The organism is Wolbachia endosymbiont (group A) of Sympetrum striolatum (assembly GCF_947250715.1).
GTDB lineage: Bacteria > Pseudomonadota > Alphaproteobacteria > Rickettsiales > Anaplasmataceae > Wolbachia.
In genome coordinates this window covers 391,609-411,554 of record NZ_OX366342.1, presented here as the reverse complement: position 1 = coordinate 411,554, position 19,946 = coordinate 391,609, and the positions used below count along the sequence as shown (strand labels likewise).

Annotated in this window: 16 protein-coding genes and 2 pseudogenes; 5 read left to right on the top strand and 13 right to left on the bottom strand. The window is 36.0% G+C overall.

From position 1 onward, the window contains the following. Positions 1 to 90: 90 nt before the first annotated feature. The 5 genes from OOK87_RS02045 to OOK87_RS02025 all read right to left on the bottom strand — a co-directional run bounded on the left by OOK87_RS02045 (position 91) and on the right by OOK87_RS02025 (position 4,974). Entirely contained in the window at positions 91 to 216 is a 126-nt protein-coding gene (locus OOK87_RS02045) for a hypothetical protein (protein WP_264687919.1), read from the bottom strand. Next, positions 209 to 1,954 (bottom strand): type I secretion system permease/ATPase, encoded by a 1,746-nt coding sequence (locus OOK87_RS02040; RefSeq protein WP_264687918.1) that lies wholly within the window; start codon positions 1,952 to 1,954, stop codon positions 209 to 211. Before OOK87_RS02040 ends, OOK87_RS02045 begins: the two co-directional genes overlap by 8 nt. Before the next feature lie 558 nt (positions 1,955 to 2,512). Next, positions 2,513 to 3,520 carry a tRNA (adenosine(37)-N6)-threonylcarbamoyltransferase complex transferase subunit TsaD gene (tsaD, locus tag OOK87_RS02035; RefSeq protein WP_264687917.1) on the bottom strand — a complete coding sequence of 336 codons (1,008 nt, stop codon included), beginning with the start codon at positions 3,518 to 3,520 and terminating at the stop codon, positions 2,513 to 2,515. A gap of 234 nt (positions 3,521 to 3,754) precedes the next feature. Further along, positions 3,755 to 4,045: a GIY-YIG nuclease family protein gene (locus tag OOK87_RS02030; protein ID WP_253309210.1), complete on the bottom strand. Its 291-nt coding sequence runs from the start codon at positions 4,043 to 4,045 to the stop codon at positions 3,755 to 3,757. 191 nt (positions 4,046 to 4,236) lie between these two features. Then, positions 4,237 to 4,974, bottom strand: a complete 738-nt coding sequence (locus OOK87_RS02025; RefSeq protein ID WP_264687916.1) for a WD_0702 family putative metalloprotease — start codon at positions 4,972 to 4,974, stop codon at positions 4,237 to 4,239. An 850-nt stretch (positions 4,975 to 5,824) separates the two neighbouring features. Here OOK87_RS02025 and OOK87_RS02020 point away from each other — a divergent pair. Beyond that, positions 5,825 to 6,433, top strand: a complete 609-nt coding sequence (locus tag OOK87_RS02020; protein WP_264687915.1) for a superoxide dismutase — start codon at positions 5,825 to 5,827, stop codon at positions 6,431 to 6,433. Position 6,434: 1 nt separating this feature from the next. Beyond that, positions 6,435 to 7,718: a M16 family metallopeptidase gene (locus OOK87_RS02015; protein ID WP_264687914.1), complete on the top strand. Its 1,284-nt coding sequence runs from the start codon at positions 6,435 to 6,437 to the stop codon at positions 7,716 to 7,718. A 19-nt stretch (positions 7,719 to 7,737) separates the two neighbouring features. Here the strand turns inward: OOK87_RS02015 and OOK87_RS02010 are convergent. Beyond that, positions 7,738 to 8,283, bottom strand: a pseudogene (locus OOK87_RS02010) (IS256-like element ISWpi15 family transposase); the annotation flags it as partial. Positions 8,284 to 8,506: 223 nt separating this feature from the next. Here OOK87_RS02010 and OOK87_RS02005 point away from each other — a divergent pair. Next, positions 8,507 to 9,522: pseudogene (locus OOK87_RS02005) on the top strand (IS110 family RNA-guided transposase). A gap of 122 nt (positions 9,523 to 9,644) precedes the next feature. Here OOK87_RS02005 and OOK87_RS02000 read toward each other — a convergent pair. The 4 genes from OOK87_RS02000 to OOK87_RS01985 form a co-directional block, all read right to left on the bottom strand. Continuing rightward, positions 9,645 to 9,791: a hypothetical protein gene (locus OOK87_RS02000; protein WP_264687913.1), complete on the bottom strand. Its 147-nt coding sequence runs from the start codon at positions 9,789 to 9,791 to the stop codon at positions 9,645 to 9,647. A gap of 764 nt (positions 9,792 to 10,555) precedes the next feature. Then, positions 10,556 to 11,311, bottom strand: coding sequence for a cytochrome c1 (locus OOK87_RS01995; protein WP_373457563.1), 756 nt, complete (start codon positions 11,309 to 11,311; stop codon positions 10,556 to 10,558). A 5-nt stretch (positions 11,312 to 11,316) separates the two neighbouring features. After that, on the bottom strand, positions 11,317 to 12,540 hold the full coding sequence (locus OOK87_RS01990) for a cytochrome b (RefSeq protein WP_264687912.1): 1,224 nt from the start codon (positions 12,538 to 12,540) through the stop codon (positions 11,317 to 11,319). A gap of 88 nt (positions 12,541 to 12,628) precedes the next feature. Continuing rightward, entirely contained in the window at positions 12,629 to 12,880 is a 252-nt protein-coding gene (locus tag OOK87_RS01985) for a DnaJ domain-containing protein (RefSeq protein WP_264329184.1), read from the bottom strand. A gap of 169 nt (positions 12,881 to 13,049) precedes the next feature. On the opposite strand from OOK87_RS01985, the gene OOK87_RS01980 reads away from it, so the two are divergent. Together OOK87_RS01980 and hisS are read left to right on the top strand one after the other, a co-directional pair. Continuing rightward, positions 13,050 to 13,622 carry a NifU family protein gene (locus tag OOK87_RS01980; RefSeq protein ID WP_264687911.1) on the top strand — a complete coding sequence of 191 codons (573 nt, stop codon included), beginning with the start codon at positions 13,050 to 13,052 and terminating at the stop codon, positions 13,620 to 13,622. Continuing rightward, positions 13,619 to 14,845: a histidine--tRNA ligase gene (gene hisS / locus OOK87_RS01975; RefSeq protein WP_264687910.1), complete on the top strand. Its 1,227-nt coding sequence runs from the start codon at positions 13,619 to 13,621 to the stop codon at positions 14,843 to 14,845. Before OOK87_RS01980 ends, hisS begins: the two co-directional genes overlap by 4 nt. Positions 14,846 to 14,865: 20 nt before the next feature. On the opposite strand, the gene surE is transcribed toward hisS, so the two are convergent. The 3 genes from surE to OOK87_RS01960 form a co-directional block, all read right to left on the bottom strand. Next, complete coding sequence (gene surE / locus OOK87_RS01970) at positions 14,866 to 15,618, bottom strand: 5'/3'-nucleotidase SurE (RefSeq protein ID WP_264687909.1); 753 nt, start codon at positions 15,616 to 15,618, stop codon at positions 14,866 to 14,868. Positions 15,619 to 16,858: 1,240 nt separating this feature from the next. Further along, entirely contained in the window at positions 16,859 to 18,202 is a 1,344-nt protein-coding gene (gene ffh, locus OOK87_RS01965) for a signal recognition particle protein (protein ID WP_253309603.1), read from the bottom strand. Beyond that, positions 18,187 to 19,746 (bottom strand): proton-conducting transporter transmembrane domain-containing protein, encoded by a 1,560-nt coding sequence (locus OOK87_RS01960; RefSeq protein ID WP_264687908.1) that lies wholly within the window; start codon positions 19,744 to 19,746, stop codon positions 18,187 to 18,189. The genes ffh and OOK87_RS01960 overlap by 16 nt, the downstream gene beginning before the upstream one ends. Positions 19,747 to 19,946 lie beyond the last annotated feature (200 nt).

Genomic DNA, 19,946 nt, shown 5'->3' with positions numbered 1-19,946 from the left:
TTTTTATAAAATCACTACTAATATTAAGCTATTAATTAATAAATTAAGAAAACTCATTAATTAGAAATATACACTATCTGCCGATTAACTTTAATTAATAGGAGTTATTAATCTATTTACTATTCTTGTAATATTATTTCTAATGGTAAACATTTCTAGTAATACTGGAACAGTTGTTATTTCAGATACAGAATTTAGTGTAAGTAAACTAACCATTTGCTGAAGAGCGCTCATCTTCTTTGGTATTTGATGATGGAGCAACTAATTTGCTCAAAATCTCATCTTTTGGTCCCATAGCGTAAATGACACCATCTGACATGAGGATCACCTTATCAACTACGGACAATAACGGTAGCTTGTGAGTGATGATAACAGTAGTAGTATTTTGCTTTCTTGCAATGCCAATTGCATTAATTAAGCATGCCTCTCCATTGCTATCTAAGTTAGCGTTTGGTTCATCAAGTACTAAAAGTTTTGTGTGACCATAAAAAGCTCTGGCAAGTCCAAGAAGCTGTTTTTGGCCGCCAGAGAGCGTTACTCCTCCAGGACCTCCTATTGTTGTATCATATCCATTTGGTAAGCTTAGTATTAGTTCATGTATTCCTGCAATTTTTGCTGCTTTGATTATTTCTTCAGGATTTGGATCTGGTCTCATGCGAGCAATATTAGCTTTGACACTAGTGTTAAATAACTCAATATCTTGAGGTAAGTAGCCAACATAATTACCAAAATTTTCTCGATTCCAAGTATATACATCAGCGCCATCTAGTCTGACTACACCAGATATTGGCTTCCATACACCAACAGTTAATTTTGCGATAGTGGATTTACCAGAAGCACTTGCACCAATCACACCTACTACGTCCCCTGGTTCTATAATAAATGATATTCCTTTTACTGTTGGCTTATTGCTTCCATAAGGAGTAAAAAATACTCTATCAAATTCCAATTTTCCTTCAGGTTCTGGTAGAGCCATCGTTTGCTCTCTTTTTGGTGATGTTAATATAAGTCTTTGTAGCCTTCCATATGACATTCTAGCCTGATTTAAAAACTTCCAAGTATGAACCGCAGCGTCAAATGGTGCTAATACTCTACCCATTAAAATTGAAGCAGCGATGATGCTACCAGCAGTTTTATGAGCTGTAATTGCAAGTAATGCACCTGTTCCAATTACTGATATTTGCAGAGTTGAGCGCAAAAACTTAGTGATTCCAGTAATTACATTAGAGCGATTTTGTGCTTTAATTTGCATTGCTCGATTCTGATCATTTCGTTTACACCAATCAGAGACTATGAATTCTGACATGCCCATAGCTTCAACTACTTCTGCATTTCTTGTTGCAACATCTATAGCATTGATATTCCGTATAGTTTCTTCGTTGGTTTCTTGTAATATTCGTTTAGTGGCAAGTTCATTCCATATTGCCATAGAGACTAATATAATGATTCCAGCAATAGCTATAAACCCCGTGGAGGTGTGTATCATGAAAATCACAACAAGGTAAATTAACGACCATGGAGTATCAAACAGTGAGAATATACCATTTCCTGTAATGAAATTTTTTATTACCCCGAGATCTCGTATTGCTTCACCACTTGAAGTTGAGCTCTGCACTGACGTTAGCCTGATTGACCTTACTATCAGATCTGGTGTTGCAGTTTTATCGATCCAATCACCTATTTTTGCCATGGCTAAATATCGACAAGTTTCAAGCATTGCAGAACATGCAAATGCAGATAAAGTGATAATTGTCAGCATAGTTAGTGTTGATACACTTTCGCTTGATATCACCCGATCAAGCACTTGAGAGGTATAAAGTGGTAGAAATAACATTAATAAATTGATTCCCGCACTAAACCAAAAGATAAACCAAAATGCACTTTTGCATTTTTCTATGCAAATATATAGAGTACTTTGCTTCAATTCTTTTTTTATTGATGGCGTAATTTCCACAATCTTCCTCTTAATTTAATTACATGCACCATATACAATTTTTATTACAAAAATATTAATAACGGCAGTTAGCCTGCTTTAAGTGAGTAAAATATTAATATATGTGAATAGGAAATATAAACAATGGTAAAAAGAAGTATAGTTAATATTTCCTTCATTGCCTATAGCTGAGCTACGTCATACCGCCGCGGCGCTAACAAGAGATCCCGCTAACAAGCAGCGGGATGACGAGGTATAAACCATCTTCATGCAGCCGCAAACCGTCATACCGCGATTTATTCGCGGTATCTCATCCGCTAACAAGCAGCGGAATGACAGCAATCCTACGTCATACCGCCACGGCGCTAACAAGAGATCCCGCTAACACGTAGCGGGATGACGGTTGTCAGGGTAGCTGTCATCCCTTGTGGAAATTGTTCTCAAATCACAATGTTCGTACAGCTATAGATTCATTCTCGGCGTAGATTCCGCTAACACGTAGCGGAATGACGAATTTGTCGTTTTTCAAATCGTCGGTAAACCTAAGTCACTTTAGCTATAATTCAGAATTGAGAGTTTTTAATAACTTTCTAACTCCCACTTAGGTCTTGGTGCAAAATTAAGTGGATCTATATAATTCTTCTGTAACCTTTCAATTCCTGCCCATCCAACCATTACTGCATTGTCTGTACATAGATTATTAGGGGGGAAAAATATGTTTAAGTTTATGTGTTCTTTCAGTTTTTCTCTCAAAAAATTATTTGCTGCAACTCCGCCGGTAATCACAAAGTCATTGATTTTGATATTTAAAGATTCGGCCATAATAATCGCATTACTAACCCTGTCCAGCAGTATGTCACTAATACACTCTTGAAACGAAGCACACACATCACACACATCTTGCTCGCTCATTTCGAGTTTCTGCACTAAGTTTTTTACTGCTGTCTTGATTCCAGAAAACGAAAAGTTACATCCAGAACGTTTTATCATCGCCCTTGGCAGTTTAAATCTTGCACCATTGCCTTTTTTAGCTAACTTTTCAATTAATGGCCCTCCGGGATAGCTTAAACCCAGCATCTTAGCAACTTTATCAAATGCTTCTCCTAACGAGTCATCAAGTGTCTCCCCGAGTTTAATATATTTACCTACATCCTGTGCAATTAAAAATTGACAGTGACCACCTGATATTAATAGAACTAAAAACGGAAATTTCACCTCATACAGTAACCTAATAACTAATGCATGCGCTTCTAAGTGATTCACTGCAATGAACGGTTTTTGTGCTACATGCGCAATTGCTTTAGCCATCATTGTACCAACTATTAATCCACCTATGAGTCCTGGTCCTGATGTTGCTGCAATTGCATTGAGATCACAAAAGTTAAGGTTAGATTTTTCCACGGCGCTTTTTATTAGACCACTTAAATGCTCCATATGAGCACGTGAGGCTATTTCAGGGATCACCCCACCGCGTTTTTTGTGTTCTGCTTGGGAGAGAATTTCGTGAGCAAGGACTTGCTTGTCACTATTTACAATCGCTACTGCAGTTTCATCGCAGCTTGTTTCAACAGCTAAAATGGTTTTCATGTATATTCGAGCACTTTATTATAAAAACTATACCTTGAAACGCTGTAGAAGTTAACTGCAAAGTTAACTTCTATAGCTAAAAGATTTACCGACAACCGTCATTCCGCTGCTTGTTAGCTGATGAGATACCGCGAATGAATCTACAATCGTATGAACATTGCGCTATTGAGATGGAGCACTTTCTTGTTATTCCAGGTCTCCTCTCTCGTCATCCCAGTGCGTGACACTGGGATCTCACTTAGTAATTTCGTAATATAAATCATACCAATTTGGGTTTTTTCTTGCAACTAAATTGATTTTCCATTCCCTTCTCCAACTTTTTAGAAGTTTTTCTCTATCAAGAGCCGAATCTACGTCTTGAAATTCTTCAAAATAAACTAATTTTTGTACATTATATTTCGACGTAAAACCGGGAATAACCTTGTTCTTATGCTCCCAAATTCGTTTAATTAAATTCGACGTAACACCTATACATAGAGCCTTATTGTGTCTACTTGCAAGTATATAAATATAATAGTTTTTCATAAAATTTAGATCCCAGTGTCACGCACTGGGATGACAGGAAGAGGAGACTGAGATGACAAATGTGAGTGCTGATGTAACAAATGTAAATGCTTGAATGACATCAATAATTATATACATTTTATCACTAAACTAGACGTTCGTACAGTCGTGGAATGAATTGCGGTATGACGTAGTAAAACCTGCACTATAAGCTAATCATCATCTCCAAATATGGAGCTAATTTTTTTGCCCCCAGGAGAAAATTTATTAATCCAACTGCTTTGCACTTTGGTTACGTCTTTAGTGGCGGTTTTATTGCTGTATTCCTTGATTTCCTTATCTATTCTATCCATCATTTGTGGATCCAGGCAGCTCTTTTTCCATTGATCAGTAGCAAGGAACACTTTGTTTAAATCTTGAGTGCGAATTAAGTATTCTTTATCCTTAGGATAAACCTCTTGTGCCCAAGCAAATAGCTCAAAATAGCGTGCAAACAATTCAGATGCGCGTGACTTTGCAGTTTGATAAGCTTGTATCTCCTTAAATATAACTTGGCTAATAATTTTCTGCACAAGAACATTTGCTTGCCTTAAATTCTGCTCAATATCCTGGTAAACCTTATGGAGAAATTCCTGCTCTAGGCTCAAGTTAAGCTCATTTTCAACCATATGTGAAAGTTCATGCACTATAATGTATGGATTTGACCTTCTCAGCACAATAACATACCTATTTACACCGGAAGACCTGATTGTCTTACACACCCCTTCTTCCATATCCACTAATCCCTCTTGGTATATTTTAAACGAAAGCTTATTTTGCTTTATTAGTGATAAAGTGAGGTTTAATGTGTTTCTAAACTTCTCAAATTGATAGAGATACTCAATATATCGTATTGCATTTTCACTGCTTCCTACTTTAGTCGCTTGTTTGATTAAATTCCTGATTAGCATGCCTTATTATTAAAGGAATTTTTTTTTATACTCAAGAGCTATAAAGTGTTTTTTAGGAAATCTCATTGCATAGCTAAAGTAATTCAGGTTTACTGACAACCGTCATACCGCTAACACGTAGCGGGATGACGAGATGCCACCGCAAACCGTCACGAACCGTCATACCGCGATTCATTCGCGGTATCTCTTAGCATAGATCCCGCTAACAAGTAGCGGGATGACGATTGTCGATGAACCTAAGTTACTTTAGCTATAAACATTAAGAAATTTACTAAACGAAGAAAAAAGGCAAAAGAAGCCCTGGTCATTATCTATTTTCAGTATTTGGCGTTTTTTAAGTCTTAAACACTGCAATTTAGCTGCTTTTAAATGCAACTCACCTTAGTTTAAATGTTTAAGAAATTTACTAAGCAGAAAAAAAGGCAAAAGAAACCCCGCGTTAGCTAGTTGTCACTCTCTAATCCTGCAAATTGGCGTACTATACTGTCTTAAACGACTTATAAGCGCGTTTCAGCTTGTGTAGGTAAAAACCTAGAAATATTGTGAAGACATAAGGTGCACATAGTGCGAAAAATTAAAAATAAGACGCCAAGTACGTTGTTTTTTTGCTGTTTAATCTGCACAGATGAAGATAACTGAATACCTTCAATACCATGATAAGGGGGCTGGCGGAGTTTGTCAAGGAAGTTTTTGTATTTAATCCGTTTCTATGGCTTATATAATAATCATTATTGTGATATAAAACTTAGAATAATGCAATAGATACCTAATGTTTTAGCTATTAATTATATGTTGCACAAGAGCACATATTACAATACCATCCAAGTAGGTCAAAAATAAGGAGATTGTCATGAGTTTTACTTTACCTGAATTACCATATGATAAAACAGCTTTGGAGCCTTACATATCTGCAAAAACCTTAGATTTTCATTATGATAAGCACCATAAAGGATATTTAAATAAACTCAACGAGCTAGTTGAAAATACAGATTATCAACATGTGAAAATTGAGGAATTAATAACAAAAGTGCATGGTAATAGCGATAAAGTTCCCATATTTAATAACGCAGCGCAAGTTTGGAACCACACTTTTTATTGGAATTCAATGAAGAAGAATGGTGGTGGTAAACCTAAAGATGATGGTTTTCTGGCAAAAAAAATTCAAGATGATATCGGTGGTTTTGATAAGTTTTGTGGGGAATTTGCCAATCATGGAGTAAGCCAATTTGGTAGTGGATGGGTATGGTTAGTGCTCGAAAAAGGAAAGCTCAAAATCACCAAAACTCCAAATGCAGATTTGCCATTAATTTATGGCCAAGTTCCATTACTCACTATGGATGTCTGGGAGCACGCCTATTATTTAGATTGTCAAAACCGTAGAATTGACTACATAAAAGTTTTCCTTGACCATTTGATTAATTGGGATTTTGCAGAAGAAAATTTAAAAAAGAATACATAAGATGAATACACCTCAGGTAACAAAATTAGATAATGGTCTGCGCATAATAACTGAGCAGGTGCGTGATGTTGATTCCGTAGCTTTAAGCATACGAGTTGGTGTTGGCAGTAGAGCGGAAAGTGCAAATCAAAATGGAATATCCCATTTTCTAGAACACATGGCTTTCAAAGGAACGAAGACAAGAACTGCGTTTGAAATTGCAAAAGCTTTTGACAACATAGGTGGGGTTTTCAACGCCAGCACCGGTAGGGAAAGCACCACCTATTATGCAAAAGTCCTCAAGAAAGACATAAAAACTGGTATTGATATATTAATAGATATATTGATGAATTCAACATTTCCAGAAGATGAATTGGAACGTGAGAAGGGCGTTGTAATACAAGAGATTTTTCAAACTAATGATTCACCAAGTGACATTGTTTTCGATAAATATTTTGAGGCAGCTTATGAAGATCAACCTTTCGGCAGGTCAATCTTAGGCACGCAAGATACTGTAAAATCTTTTACTCGAGAAGATCTAAATAACTACATAAATGAGCATTACTTTGGCGAGAATATGCTATTTGCCGTTGCAGGAAATGTTGAACATGAAGAAGTTGTTGCATTAACCAAAGATTTTCTCTCAAAGATTCATTCTAAAAAGCTGAAAAAAAGCCAAAATGCGACGAGCTACACTGGTGGTGAGTATTTAGAACATCGTAAATTAGATCAGGTGCACTTGCTAATTGGTCTACCTAGCGTTTCTCGTTATGACGATAAATATCACACGTTTCAAGTGCTTGATTCTATATTAGGGAGCGGAATGTCATCACGTCTGTTCCAGGAAGTAAGGGAAAAGCAGGGATTAGCTTACTCTGTTTATTCATTTAATTCCAGCTACACTGATACAGGGATGTTTTCCATTTTTGCTGGCACAGATAGTAGTAACTTAGATAAGCTTTTAAAATCTATGACGACAGAGTTGAAGAAGCTGTCTACAGATAATCTGAGGGAAGAAGAAGTAAATAGAGTGAAAGAGCGAATAAAATCCCAAATTTTAATGTCACGCGAAAGTGTTAGCTCACGCGCTGAAACATTGGGGCACTACTATGGTAACTATAATAGGTACATCAGTAAAAATGAATTAATAGAAAAAATTAGTGCAGTTACCACTGCTAACGTAAAAAAAGCAGCAAAAGAATTGTTATCTCAGCATGAAAAAACCACTCTAGCTGCAATTGGAGAAATTAAATCATTGCCAAGTTACGATAAAGTGGTTTCTATGCTTAAAGGGAGTGTTAAATAAACTGTGTCAAACCGCATTTTTAGTTCAACTCAATTTTCAATCTGCCAGGAAAGAAAACATCAAGTTGAGAGATAGTTAATGCCCAATCATGTACAGGCATCGTCCACTTTTCCTCTGCCTTCTTTATAGCACAATATACCTGCTTATACAAGGCATTTATGCTGGTAAATGAGCCTTTGGTCTTAGTGAATTTCCTAATTTGCCTATGTAGCACCTCTATGGGATTGGTGGTGTAGATTATCCTCCTAACTGGACCAGAATACTTAAAATAACCAGACAAGTTTTCCCAATTATTCTGCCAAGATTTTATAACCATAGGGTACTTTGTGCCCCATTTTTCATCCAATTCCAACAGATAATTCTCGGCAATTTCCTTGCTTGAAGCTTGATATACCTTCTTTAAATCGCTCAAAAAACTCTTCGCATCTTTACTGGCCACATACTTCAGTGAGTTGCGTATCTGATGCACTATACACATCTGCACTTCCGCATTAGGAAAGACACTGTTTATAGCTGCAGGAAAGCTTTTCAGCCCATCAACGCAGGCAATAAGGATATCTTCTACTTGTATCTTGTCAAAAGCATCTAATGTTTTAAGCTTAAGCATTAGGTGGAGAAGGGAGGAACTCTGTGCTTCTTCTTAGATATAAAATCTGTAGAGGAGATAAGAATTCCCTTCTCAAAAGTATAGGCTGGACGGTATCGTAGAAAGACCTGAATGGTTCTAATTCTGTATTCACAAGACTAGCCTTACTTTTCATTTTTAATGGTAACGTATGGGGTTATATATGATCAACAACTTTTTGGGCATAGATATATCAAAAGATCGCTTTGATGTTTTTCTCTCATTTATAAGCAAAAAAGGAAAGCGTGAAACTAGAAAAAGAAGCTTTAAGAACGATGGTTTCAAAGTCTACTGAATTTTCTACACAAACATAATGTAGAAAAAGTAAAAACCTGCATGGAATCTAATGGTTGTTATAGCGAAGCACTGGCTGAATTTCTACACAATGCTGGACATTTTGTAAGTGTTGTAAATCCTTATTGCATAAAATCTTATGCAAGGAGTAAGCTGATACGACAAAAGAATGATCAGACCGATGCAGAAGTTATTGCTGATTATTGCCAAAGACAGGAACCTTCTAGTTGGACACCACCTTCTCCTGAAATGAAAAAATTAAAACATCTTTATCGTTGCTCAGTTGCGTTAAAAGATGAGTTAACATTAGTAAATAACCACTTAGAAAAAAAAGAGAGACTGCCTAAAGAAGTTGCAAATGCTTGGGAAGACCTTGCAATGAATATAGCTCAAAAAATAGAAACAATAAAAAACTCCGTACGTGAACTATTAAATCAACACAAAGAATTGTTGGAAAATTTTCAACTTCTATTGACTATTCCAGGCATAGGAGAAGAATCAGCAATAGCTATTTTAGCTGAAGTTTCTGATATAGAGGTTTTTAGAGATGCCAGGCAATTGGCAGCATATACAGGAGTTATACCACGAAATATGACGTCAGGTTCCTCTGTATATGCCAAACCCAGATTAAGTAAATCCGGTTCACAAACATTACGTAAGGCACTTTTCTTTCCTGCCATAGTAGCTAAGAATCACAATCCTATCATTATGAGCTTTTGCCAAAGATTAAAGGAAAAGGGTAAGCATAATATGGCCATCGTTGGTGCTGCAATGCGTAAGCTACTCCATATCATTTTCGGTATTCTGACATCCAAAAGTGCTTTTGATCCTAACCATATCAAAAACTACAGGGCTAGGAGGTTGACTGAAGGTTTAGTACTTTAAAATCAAAAATGCTTCCTATCTATCTTATGTAAAGTGGTATCTTACACAAATTTATTGAATGTTGTTGGTTAGTGGATATGTTGATAAGTAAACTTCATCTGTTTTGTGCGTATAAAACTAATTTACTTATCAACATATCCACTAACTATAATCTGTGTACTGTTACACAATTGGAAGTATTTTTTGATTTTATGATGCAACTTGGGAAATTTTATAATTTTTTTGTTGACTAACAAGACGGTATCTCCTGTCATCCCAGTGCTTGACACTGGGATCCAGGAATTTTAATTGTAAGTAATGCATTGGGTTTGGTGAGTATGGGTTTTGCGTTATAAAATGAAGCACTTTTGGTGAATTTGTAAAGAAAACTGGATCCCAGTGTCTGGGCACTGGGATGACATCCTCCTAGTAGAGATCGCTTTTGTAATTGCAACATTCGTGCAATCTTTAGCTATAAATATTTAAGAAATTTACCAAACGAAAAAAAAGGCAAAAGAAGCCCCATGGTGGTTGGCTATTCACTATGTACTAAAATATCGGCGTTTTTTTTATTCTAAAACGCTTGATTAAGAGCGATTTAGCTGCTTTTAACTTGCAACTAACCTACACCGCAAGTGTTTAAGAAATTTACCAAGCAGGAAAAAAGGCAAAGAAACCCCAGGGTAGCTAGTATTCAAATTCTCCCTTGTCTATTTGACGTTTTTTGCTGTCTTAAACGCTTTATAAGCGCGTTTCGGCTTGTATAGGTAGAAACCTAAAGTTTTATAAAGACATGAGGTGCACATAGTGCAAAAAATTAAGCATGATTTACGCCAAATACATTAAGTTTTTTTGTCATTAATCCACTGTAGAGATTGCGAAGATAAATAAATAGCTTCAGTGTTATGATAAGGGGGCTGGCGGAGTTTGTCAAGTAAGTTTTTCGTTTCTATGTTGTCAGCTACTTGCATGACACCTCTGGGCACTGCCGTCATAAAGGAACCAGTGTTAGCTACTTGGATGACAACCATTGTATTTGAGGCAAAATTGACTATCACTTCTTTTTATAGAGCTTGCTCCAAATTCTATTGTTAGTTAATACAAAAAACACTGTTAAAATTATAAAATACGCCACTACTTTTAATCCAAGTTTATGCCGGCGCTCTAATTCTGGCTCTGCTGCCCATTGTAAAAAATTTATCACATCATACGCCATATTTTCAACTGTGGCTTGTCTTGCACCATCATATTCCACCATTCCTTCAGAAAGTGGTGGCGCCATAGCTAACCTGCCTGTTGAAAAGTAAGGGTTGAAGTATAAATCATTTTCATCGTGCTCGCCGTTTTGATAGCCTGTTAACAGTGAATAGACATAATTTGCACCATCATGCCTTGCTTTAATAATTAACGATAAGTCTGGTGGAACTGCACCATTATTGCTTGCTGCAGCTGCTTCTTTTGTATCAAAAGGTGCAATAAAATAATCCGAAGGTACTCCAGGTCTATCGAACATTTCACCCAAATCGTTCGGACCATCTTTAACTTGATAAGAAGCTGCAATCTGTTTTATATCTTCTTCAGAAAAACCAACATCTTGCAAATTACGAAATGCTATCCTATTCATTGAATGACAAGCAGCACAGACTTCTTTATACACTTTATAGCCTCGTTGAATTGACTCTCTATCGAAAGATCCGGTAATTCCATCAAATTTCCAGTCCATTTTTTTATTTGGTGATGGCTTGAATTCTTCTGCATACACAAAATTAGCAAAAAACAATATGCAAAGTATAGCTAACATACTTCTCATCAGCATTACTTCATCTCCGGCACAGAATCACTTAAGGTTTTTGGTGGTTCTTTTGGCTTTTCATATTTACTAAGCAGTGGTAAAATTATTACAAAATATGCAAAATAATAAAGAGTGGATAGCCTACTCATAGTGATGTAAGGCTCTTTCACCTCTTGTCCTCCAAGCCAGGCAAGAAGTGCAAAATTTATTGCGAAAACCCAAAAAAATTTTTTGAACACTGGGCGATAAGCACCACTTTTAACTTTTGATTTATCAAGCCAAGGTAACAAAAACCAAACTAAAATAGACGCAAACATGGTAAGCACACCAGTAAGTTTATCTGGAATTGAACGTAGCATTGCATAAAAAGGTAAAAAGTACCACTCTGGCACTATATGTACCGGAGTGACCATAGAATCAGCTTCTATATAATTGTCTGGATGTCCAAGATAATTAGGAGCATAGAAAACAAATGCAAACAAAACTACAAAAAACAGACCAAAAGTTATGCAATCCTTGACTATATAATAAGGATAGAGAGGAATGGTATCCTTATCTGATTTTACCTCCACTCCACTTGGGTTACCAGAGCCAAACCTATGCAGAGCTATCACATGAAGCATAGCTAAAGCAATAATAATGAAAGGCAGAAGATAATGCAGAGCAAAAAAACGGTTAAGTGTTGGATTATCAACGGAAAAACCACCCCATAACCATATAACTATTTTATTGCCAATTAAAGGTATAGCTGAAAATAAGTTGGTTATGACTGTTGCACCCCAGAAACTCATTTGTCCCCAAGGCAATACATATCCCATAAAGGCAGTTGCCATCATTGCAAAAAATATAAATATACCAACAAACCACACCATCTCTCGTGGCCTCTTGTAAGATCCGTAATATAATCCACGCATTATATGAACATAGACTACCATAAAGAAGAGCGATGCTCCAACAGCGTGAGTGTAGCGTATTAACCACCCGTAATTCACATCTCGCATTATGCGCTCTACACTATTAAACGCATAATCAACATGCGGAGTGTAGTGCATAGCAAGAAATATACCTGTTATTATTTGTAAAATTAGCGCTATACCAGCCAAAGAGCCAAAGTTCCAAGCATAATTTAAGTTTTTTGGCACTTGGTAAGAAGCAGTGTGTTTAAAAAAAGAAAATATAGGCAATCTATATTCTATCCACCCTAATATGCCTTTTTCTTCTTCTATCGTTGTTTTTTTTTTCTGCATAACTTAAAGCTTTCTCTACCTTTAACTCGTTTTATTGTAGCAACTTATCCTTTACACACAAATAAAAAGTTTAAAGCGATATTAATTACTACCTCTTCAGCAACCTATCACGTGCCGCATTTAATTTCTGTGCAAAATACTCTGAGCCTCCTTTATCTGGATGAACTAATTTCATTAAATTTTGATATGCTTTATTAATTTCATTTTGACTTGCCTCAGGATTCAGCCCCAGTATCTTTAATGCCTCATCTTTGGACATGTTATCACCAGTGTAATTTTCAGTATAACTTCTACTGCTATTAAATTCGTTCAAAAACTTACTCAATATAGAGTTCATCATGAAACTTATGTTATTTTTTTTTGTCAGGAAAAGAAAAAATACAACAACGCTAGGCAAAACAAATGTAACTACTATGAATACTAAAAAAAGAAAAAAGATGAATGACATGTATATTTTTTTATCATTTTATGATTAAATAGTAACAATTATAATTGTCATGGTAAATAACATGTTCATCCAGATTGAAGAAACACCAAATCCAAACACACTGAAATTTCTCCCTGGATTTGCAATTCTAAACGAAGGAGAAACGGCTGATTTTTCAAATGCAGATGAAATAAAAAACTCCAAGCTAGCAGCAAATCTTTTTCAAATAGAACATGTGGTAAGAGTGTTTTTTGGTCATGATTTTATTTCAGTAACAAAATTGGGTGGAATTAATTGGGATACATTAAAAGTAGAAATTTTAACTACAATCATGGATCACTTTACTTCAGGTGGAAGAGCACTAGATAAAGAAGGAGTAAATGATAATAATATACCGGATGAAGAATTTTTTGATAAAAATGATATAGAAATTGTAAATAGAATAAAAGAATTGATGGAAAGTTATATCAAACCTGCAGTTGCTCAAGATGGTGGCGATATCAAATTTCGTGGCTATAAAGACGGGATAGTCTATGTTGAGTTACAAGGAGCTTGCTCTGGATGCCCAAGTGCTGCAATTACTTTAAAGCAAGGAGTGCAGAATATGCTGAGCTACCACATACAAGAGGTTGCAGGTATAGAGACCACACTATGACTAATCAAACGGTTAGAGGAACAAAAGATCTCCTGTTTGATGAATGGTACAAGTTTAAACACATAGAGCAAACAACAAGCAGAATCTCAAGTCTATATGGCTTTTTGCCTGCTCAAACTCCGATATTTGAATATACGGAAGTTTTCACAAAGACTTTAGGTGATAGCTCAGACATCATCACTAAAGAGATGTACACCTTTAATGATAAAGGGGGAAAGAGCATAACTTTACGTCCTGAGTTCACTGCAGCGGTTGTTAGGCTATTAATTGAAAAAAAACTGCAAACGCCGATAAAATTATTTTCAACAGGGCCTGCATTTCGTTACGAAAGACCGCAAAAGGGAAGACAGAGGCAATTTCATCAGATAAATTTTGAGGTTTTTGGTGTAGAAGATTCAAAAGCCGATGTTGAATTGATATCACTCGCTCAGCACTTACTAACTGAATTTAGCATCAATAAAAATGTAAAGCTGGAAATCAACTCTTTAGGTGATAGTGAAACAATAACTAAGTATAGAGAAGCTTTGATCTTATACTTTACAAAGTATCAAAACGATCTATCAGAAGATAGCAAAAATAGGTTGATCAAAAATCCACTCAGAATACTGGATTCTAAGGATGAGAAAGATAGATTAATAATTTCTGATGCGCCTAAAATCAGTGATCACTATACAAAAGAATCTTCATATTTCTTTGACCAGGTGTTAAATGGACTGCAAGCTCTTGGCATACCTTACACTGTAAATAGCAAATTAGTTCGAGGTCTAGACTATTATTGTCACACAGTATTTGAATTTGTCACAGAAGATTTAGGTGCACAAGGGGCAGTTTTTGCCGGTGGAAGATACGATAATTTAGTATCTTCAGTAGGTGGAAAACACACTCCAGCGATAGGATTTGCAGGAGGTATTGAACGCATAATGGAGTTAATCAATTATTCTCCGAAAGAAGAGCGAACTATTTACCTAATTCCGATCGGCAGAGAGGCTGATGAACATGCTCTAACACTTGCGAATGAATTGCGCAGAAATGGTTTATATGTAGTCTACGAATATAGCGGAGCACTTAAAAACCGAATGAAAAAAGCAAATCAAGCAAATGCTAAAGCTGCTTTAATCTTTGGCGATGAAGAATTGAGTAGTAAAACTTTAAAGATCAAAAACATGGATACAGGTGAAGAAAAAATAATTGCTCGCGATAACACAATAGAAAACATCAATTAAGAGCAATGCAAATGTTTTTCTTAGTCAGCTATAGAAGAAAATTCGTCTGTACAAGAATTTTTCATAGCATTCAATGTATCATAATCTGTAAAATCTAATTTTACTGGTGTGATAGTAATAAATCCTTCTTTTATTTTATTTACACTACCACTGCCTGAGTGCTCTCGAGACCAATTTAAGCTAAAAAAGCCATTCGAATTTTCAGTAAAAGTTAAATCCCCATCAATGTTATATTCACCTTGTTCAGCAAATTCTACTCCTTTTACTTTTTCCGTAGCAGGAAAATTTACACTCATCACTATGTTTTTAGGCCAACCAACCTTAACTAGCTTGGCAATAACCTTTGGTGCAAAAACCTTTGTATTGTGCCAGTCTATTTTATCATGATAAACTTGGCTCAGCGCAATAGAAGGTATAGACCTTGCAGCACCTTCCATTACAGCACCAATTGTTCCTGAATAACAAATATCGTCCCCGACATTTGATCCAATATTTACTCCGGACAATATTAAGTCTGGTTTTTTATTCATAACTTTATTTAGCGCAATAATGACACAATCTGCAGGAGTACCAGACACACTAAATTCCCTTTCACTATGTTGGTTTATTCCAATAGATTGTTTCACTGGATAATCAAGAGATCTTGCAGCCCCGCTTCTATCAGTATCTGGTGCCACTATCCATATTTCTGACGCAAAATTCCGTGCAATCTCTTTGAGTAATTTTATTCCTTCACTTCCAAAGCCATCATCGTTTGTTATCAATATTATCATATACAATACTCAGCTATACAGTTCCAAATTATGTAAATCACTGGCTGTAAATAAACTCATGAGGCTTTAAGTTTCTTTGCATAACTATGAACTGTAACAAAGAACCTGCTGTAAATCAATAGATTTCTTGCACAGGCTATAACTGTCATTACAATAGAAACGAAAAAACCTACTTGACAAACTCCGCCAGCCCCCTTATCATGGTACTGAAGGTATTCAGTTATCTTCATCTGTGCAGATTAAACAGCAAGAAAACAACGTAGTTGGCGTCTTATTTTTAATTTTTTGCACTATGTGCACCTTATGTCTTCACAATATTTCTAGGTTTTTACCTATATAAGCTGAAACGCGCTTATAAGTCGTTTAAGACAGTATAGTACGCCAATTTGCAGGATTAGAGAGTGAACACTAATTACCACGGGGTTTCTTTTGCCTTTTTTTCTGCTTAGTAAATTTCTTAAACATTTATGACTAAAGGTTAGTTGCATTAAAAAGCAGCTGAGTCGCGGTTATTAAACGTTTAAAACATAAAAAAACGCCAATACTGAAAATAGACAATGACTAGGGCTTCTTTTGCCTTTTTTTTTGTTTGGTAAATTTCTTAAATATTTATGGCTAAACGACAACCGTCATCCCGCTACGTGTTAGCGGGATCTATGCTAAGAGATACCGCGAATGAATCGCAGTATGACGGTCTGCGGCGATATGACGGTTCGCGGTGGCATGACGATAACTTCGTCATCCCGCCACGTGTTAGCGGGATCTATGTTAAGAGATACCGCGAATGAATCGCAGTATGACGGTCTGCGGCGATATGACGGTTCGCGGTGGCATGACGATAACTTCGTCATCCCGCCACGTGTTAGCGGGATCTATGCTAAGAGATACCGCGAATGAATCGCGGTATGACGGTCTGCGGCGATATGACGGTTCGCGGTGGCATGACGATAACTTCGTCATCCCGCCACGTGTTAGCGGGATCTAGAGATACCGCGGCGGTATGACGGTGTAGATAGTAATTCGTCATCCCGCTGCTTGTTAGCGGGATCTCTTGTTAGCGGCTGAGATACCGCGAATGAATCGCGGTATGACATGTTGCTTGGATCAGCTATAGTATTTCTTAAAATTAATAATAAATTTCTTGGCTAGCAAGAAGCTGTAAATTTTTTTGCGAGACCTAAGCCGCTTTTGATATAGCTAAAGGTTTACTGACAATCGTCTCATTCCACTACCTGCTGACTTACTTTCTGCTTAGCATATCCATCAAATCAGATTCTTTGAGTTTACTATGGTCAACTTTACTGAACTTATTTACCACAGAGCTCATTTGATTATACTGCTTAATCAGAAGATTAACTTCAGTTACACTTGTTCCGGACCCCTTAGAAATTCTAAGTCTTCTTTTGCCATTTAAAATATCTGGATTTTGCCTTTCTTTTTCGGTCATTGAGTTTATGATGGCTATATATTTTTTCACTTTATTGTCATCTGGCACACTGCTACTTAGCTTTTTTGTGAATGAACTAGGGATGAATTTCATTATGTTGCTAATGCCATCCATTTTACTCAGAGTTTTTAACATTCCCACTAGGTCGTTTAGGTCGAATTTACCCTTTTTTACTTTCTTTTGTAACTTATCAATTTCTTCCTGACCAACAATCTCAGCAGCTTTTTCAACCAATGAGACAACATCACCCATGCTAAGTATCCTTTTTGCAATTCTATCGGGATAAAAATCATCGAGGTCACTTAATTTTTCACCACAAGCAATAAATTTAATTGGACAATCGGTGATCATTTTCATAGAAAGAGCAGCACCACCACGTGCATCACCATCAACGCGGGTGAGAATAATGCCGGTTACACCTATTACCTCATTGAATGATTTGGCAATGTTGACCGCATCCTGGCCTATCATTGCGTCGGCTACTAAAATAACTTCTGCAGGTGAAGCTATTTCCTTTACGGCTTTCAACTCATTCATCATATTATTGTCAATATGAAGCCTGCCTGCGGTGTCTAGTATTAATACATCATAATTATCGTTCTTTGCTGCTGCCAGTGCCCTTTTTGTAATTGCAATAGGCCCCTCATTTATTACTGTAGGTAAAGTTTGTACGTCTATCTGTTTACCCAGCACCTCAAGTTGTTTTTGGGCAGCCGGCCTATAAATGTCTAAAGAGGCAAGCATCACTTTTTTCTTTTGCTTTTTTAGCTTTAAAGCAAGCTTTCCTGAGGTAGTTGTTTTACCTGCACCTTGTAAGCCCACCATCATAATCACAGCAGGGGGTTTAACTGCTAGATTTAAGTCACTTTTCTCTGATCCGAGAACTGCAACTAAATTATCCTGCACAATTTTAATTATCATTTGTGCTGGAGAAACACTTTTTATGACTTTTTCCCCAATCACTTTATCTTTAATGTCGTTGATGAATTTTTTTGCAACTTCAAGTGAAACGTCAGCTTCAATTAAGGCTATGCGTATTTCACGCATGGCAAGATTAAAATCATCTTCAGAAATGATCGACTTTCCTCTTAGTTTACTAAATACAGAATTTAAACTTTCAGTTAACGATTTAAACATAATAGCGTTAGTAGAATACTCATTAAAAAGAGAGAAGAAGCTGAAACAAAACTCACTGAGTTATAACCCAGCACTTCTTTAAGTTTAGTAATATTATTAAAGTATAAACTAGTAAGTGAATTAGTCAAGTTTTGCACTACGCTGGCAAATATTTCTCTAGTTTTAGAGACTAACTGATTGAACAGCAAGACAATATAGGGTATGAAAGCTCTAAAAGTCCAATCAACATCCATTTTAAAATTTATTCTCGGGTAAAATAACTTGCGTAAAGGAATAAACAATAAAGTGGTACATAATAACAAATTAAATTGCGACAAAATATTTTTTGTGTTGTACACAAAATCGAAAATCGAAGATTTATTGTAAATAGGTAAGTAAGGATTGCCAGTGATTACGCATATAAATGCTAAAATGATCATAGTCATTTTGCTCCCCCTCTCTGCTAAAGGTTTTGACTTACTTTTTGCAATAAATAAGTAATAAAGAAACTTTAGCCCCACGCTTAAATGAAGCAGCAAATTTAGAACCTTATATAAATTTTTATACCCTTTTAAGGCAACAGTGTTCATTTCAATTTCAGCTGTGATATATGATTTACTGATAAATCCAGCGGTTCCAGGAAATGCAGCCATTGTAAGTATTGCGATTATAGCACACATGCCTTCCACTGACATCAGTTTACCTACTCCATTAAAACTAATTGTTTTTGTTCGTGAAATAATCGAATTGCTGACCACAAACAATAATGATTGATAAACAAGAGAGAAGATTATATGCAGTATCAAAATTGGTATTGCCTTTTCCGAAGGGCTGAGTAAACCTCCTGCAATAATCAGCAAGCCCATTTGTCCTACAATATTATAGCATAAAAATCTACGAATATTTTGCTCAAGAGAAGCAAATATAATGCTGTAAATTGCAGTGATGGCGCCTACAAGCGCTAATATTTCAGTACAATCTTGCCATAGGTTATAAGTGTGTAAAAGCATCACTAAAAAAGAGACTTTAGTGGTAAATAAAGAGAGATATGTAGTGCCATGTAGCGATGCAGCAGGATATGCATCAACAACCCAAAACGAAAAAGGGAAACAAGCGCAGTTTATCAATAAACCTAAAATTATCAGGTTAGTACTTTGCAGTGCCAATCCTGCTGTTAATATAACTCCAACGAAAAAGTGTACACAAGCGTACCTTATTGCAGGTCCACTATCTCTACAGCCAGCTGCGATAGTAAAAAATGCACTGACGGTCATTAATTCACAGAATATTATAAACAATATCATATGTTCAGATAAAACTGCATAAAGTGAACTAATAGTGTAAGCAGCAAAAGATAGCATCTCTGAAAAAGTCAAATTTTGTGCTGGTAGAACAGCTAAAAATGCAACTGATAAAAAAGATATTAGTATGATACGAAAAGATAAATCAAAATCTAGAATTGGGAGAGACCAATTTACTGCAATGCTCAAATTTTCAGGTAATTTTAGGACTATAACTATTAATATAGTCAGTAGGAGTAACAGTGACGATTTACAAAGTTGCACAATAATTTAAACCAATATGGTTTATGCTATCTCAATATATGAATAAAATCAATTTGCATATTAACCACTAATTAAACTAATTATCATATAATTATATCAGAGTTTAGAGGGTTATAGAGAAACCGGTCAGATTAGGTTTTTAATCTAATCTGACCGATAGCTTTAATAGTGAGGTAAGCTTTAATATAGCATTCTTAATT

Coding starts and splice junctions, on each gene's coding strand:
- OOK87_RS02020 (WP_264687915.1), top strand. CDS start 5,825: ATGAGTTTTACTTTACCTGAATTACCATATGATAAAACAGCTTTGGAG.
- OOK87_RS02030 (WP_253309210.1), bottom strand. CDS start 4,045: ATGAAAAACTATTATATTTATATACTTGCAAGTAGACACAATAAGGCT.
- hisS (WP_264687910.1), top strand. CDS start 13,619: ATGACTAATCAAACGGTTAGAGGAACAAAAGATCTCCTGTTTGATGAA.
- OOK87_RS02045 (WP_264687919.1), bottom strand. CDS start 216: ATGGTTAGTTTACTTACACTAAATTCTGTATCTGAAATAACAACTGTT.
- ffh (WP_253309603.1), bottom strand. CDS start 18,202: ATGTTTAAATCGTTAACTGAAAGTTTAAATTCTGTATTTAGTAAACTA.
- OOK87_RS01990 (WP_264687912.1), bottom strand. CDS start 12,540: ATGCAGAAAAAAAAAACAACGATAGAAGAAGAAAAAGGCATATTAGGG.
- OOK87_RS02015 (WP_264687914.1), top strand. CDS start 6,435: ATGAATACACCTCAGGTAACAAAATTAGATAATGGTCTGCGCATAATA.
- OOK87_RS01985 (WP_264329184.1), bottom strand. CDS start 12,880: ATGATGAACTCTATATTGAGTAAGTTTTTGAACGAATTTAATAGCAGT.
- tsaD (WP_264687917.1), bottom strand. CDS start 3,520: ATGAAAACCATTTTAGCTGTTGAAACAAGCTGCGATGAAACTGCAGTA.
- OOK87_RS01995 (WP_373457563.1), bottom strand. CDS start 11,311: ATGAGAAGTATGTTAGCTATACTTTGCATATTGTTTTTTGCTAATTTT.
- surE (WP_264687909.1), bottom strand. CDS start 15,618: ATGATAATATTGATAACAAACGATGATGGCTTTGGAAGTGAAGGAATA.
- OOK87_RS01980 (WP_264687911.1), top strand. CDS start 13,050: ATGTTCATCCAGATTGAAGAAACACCAAATCCAAACACACTGAAATTT.
- OOK87_RS02025 (WP_264687916.1), bottom strand. CDS start 4,974: ATGCTAATCAGGAATTTAATCAAACAAGCGACTAAAGTAGGAAGCAGT.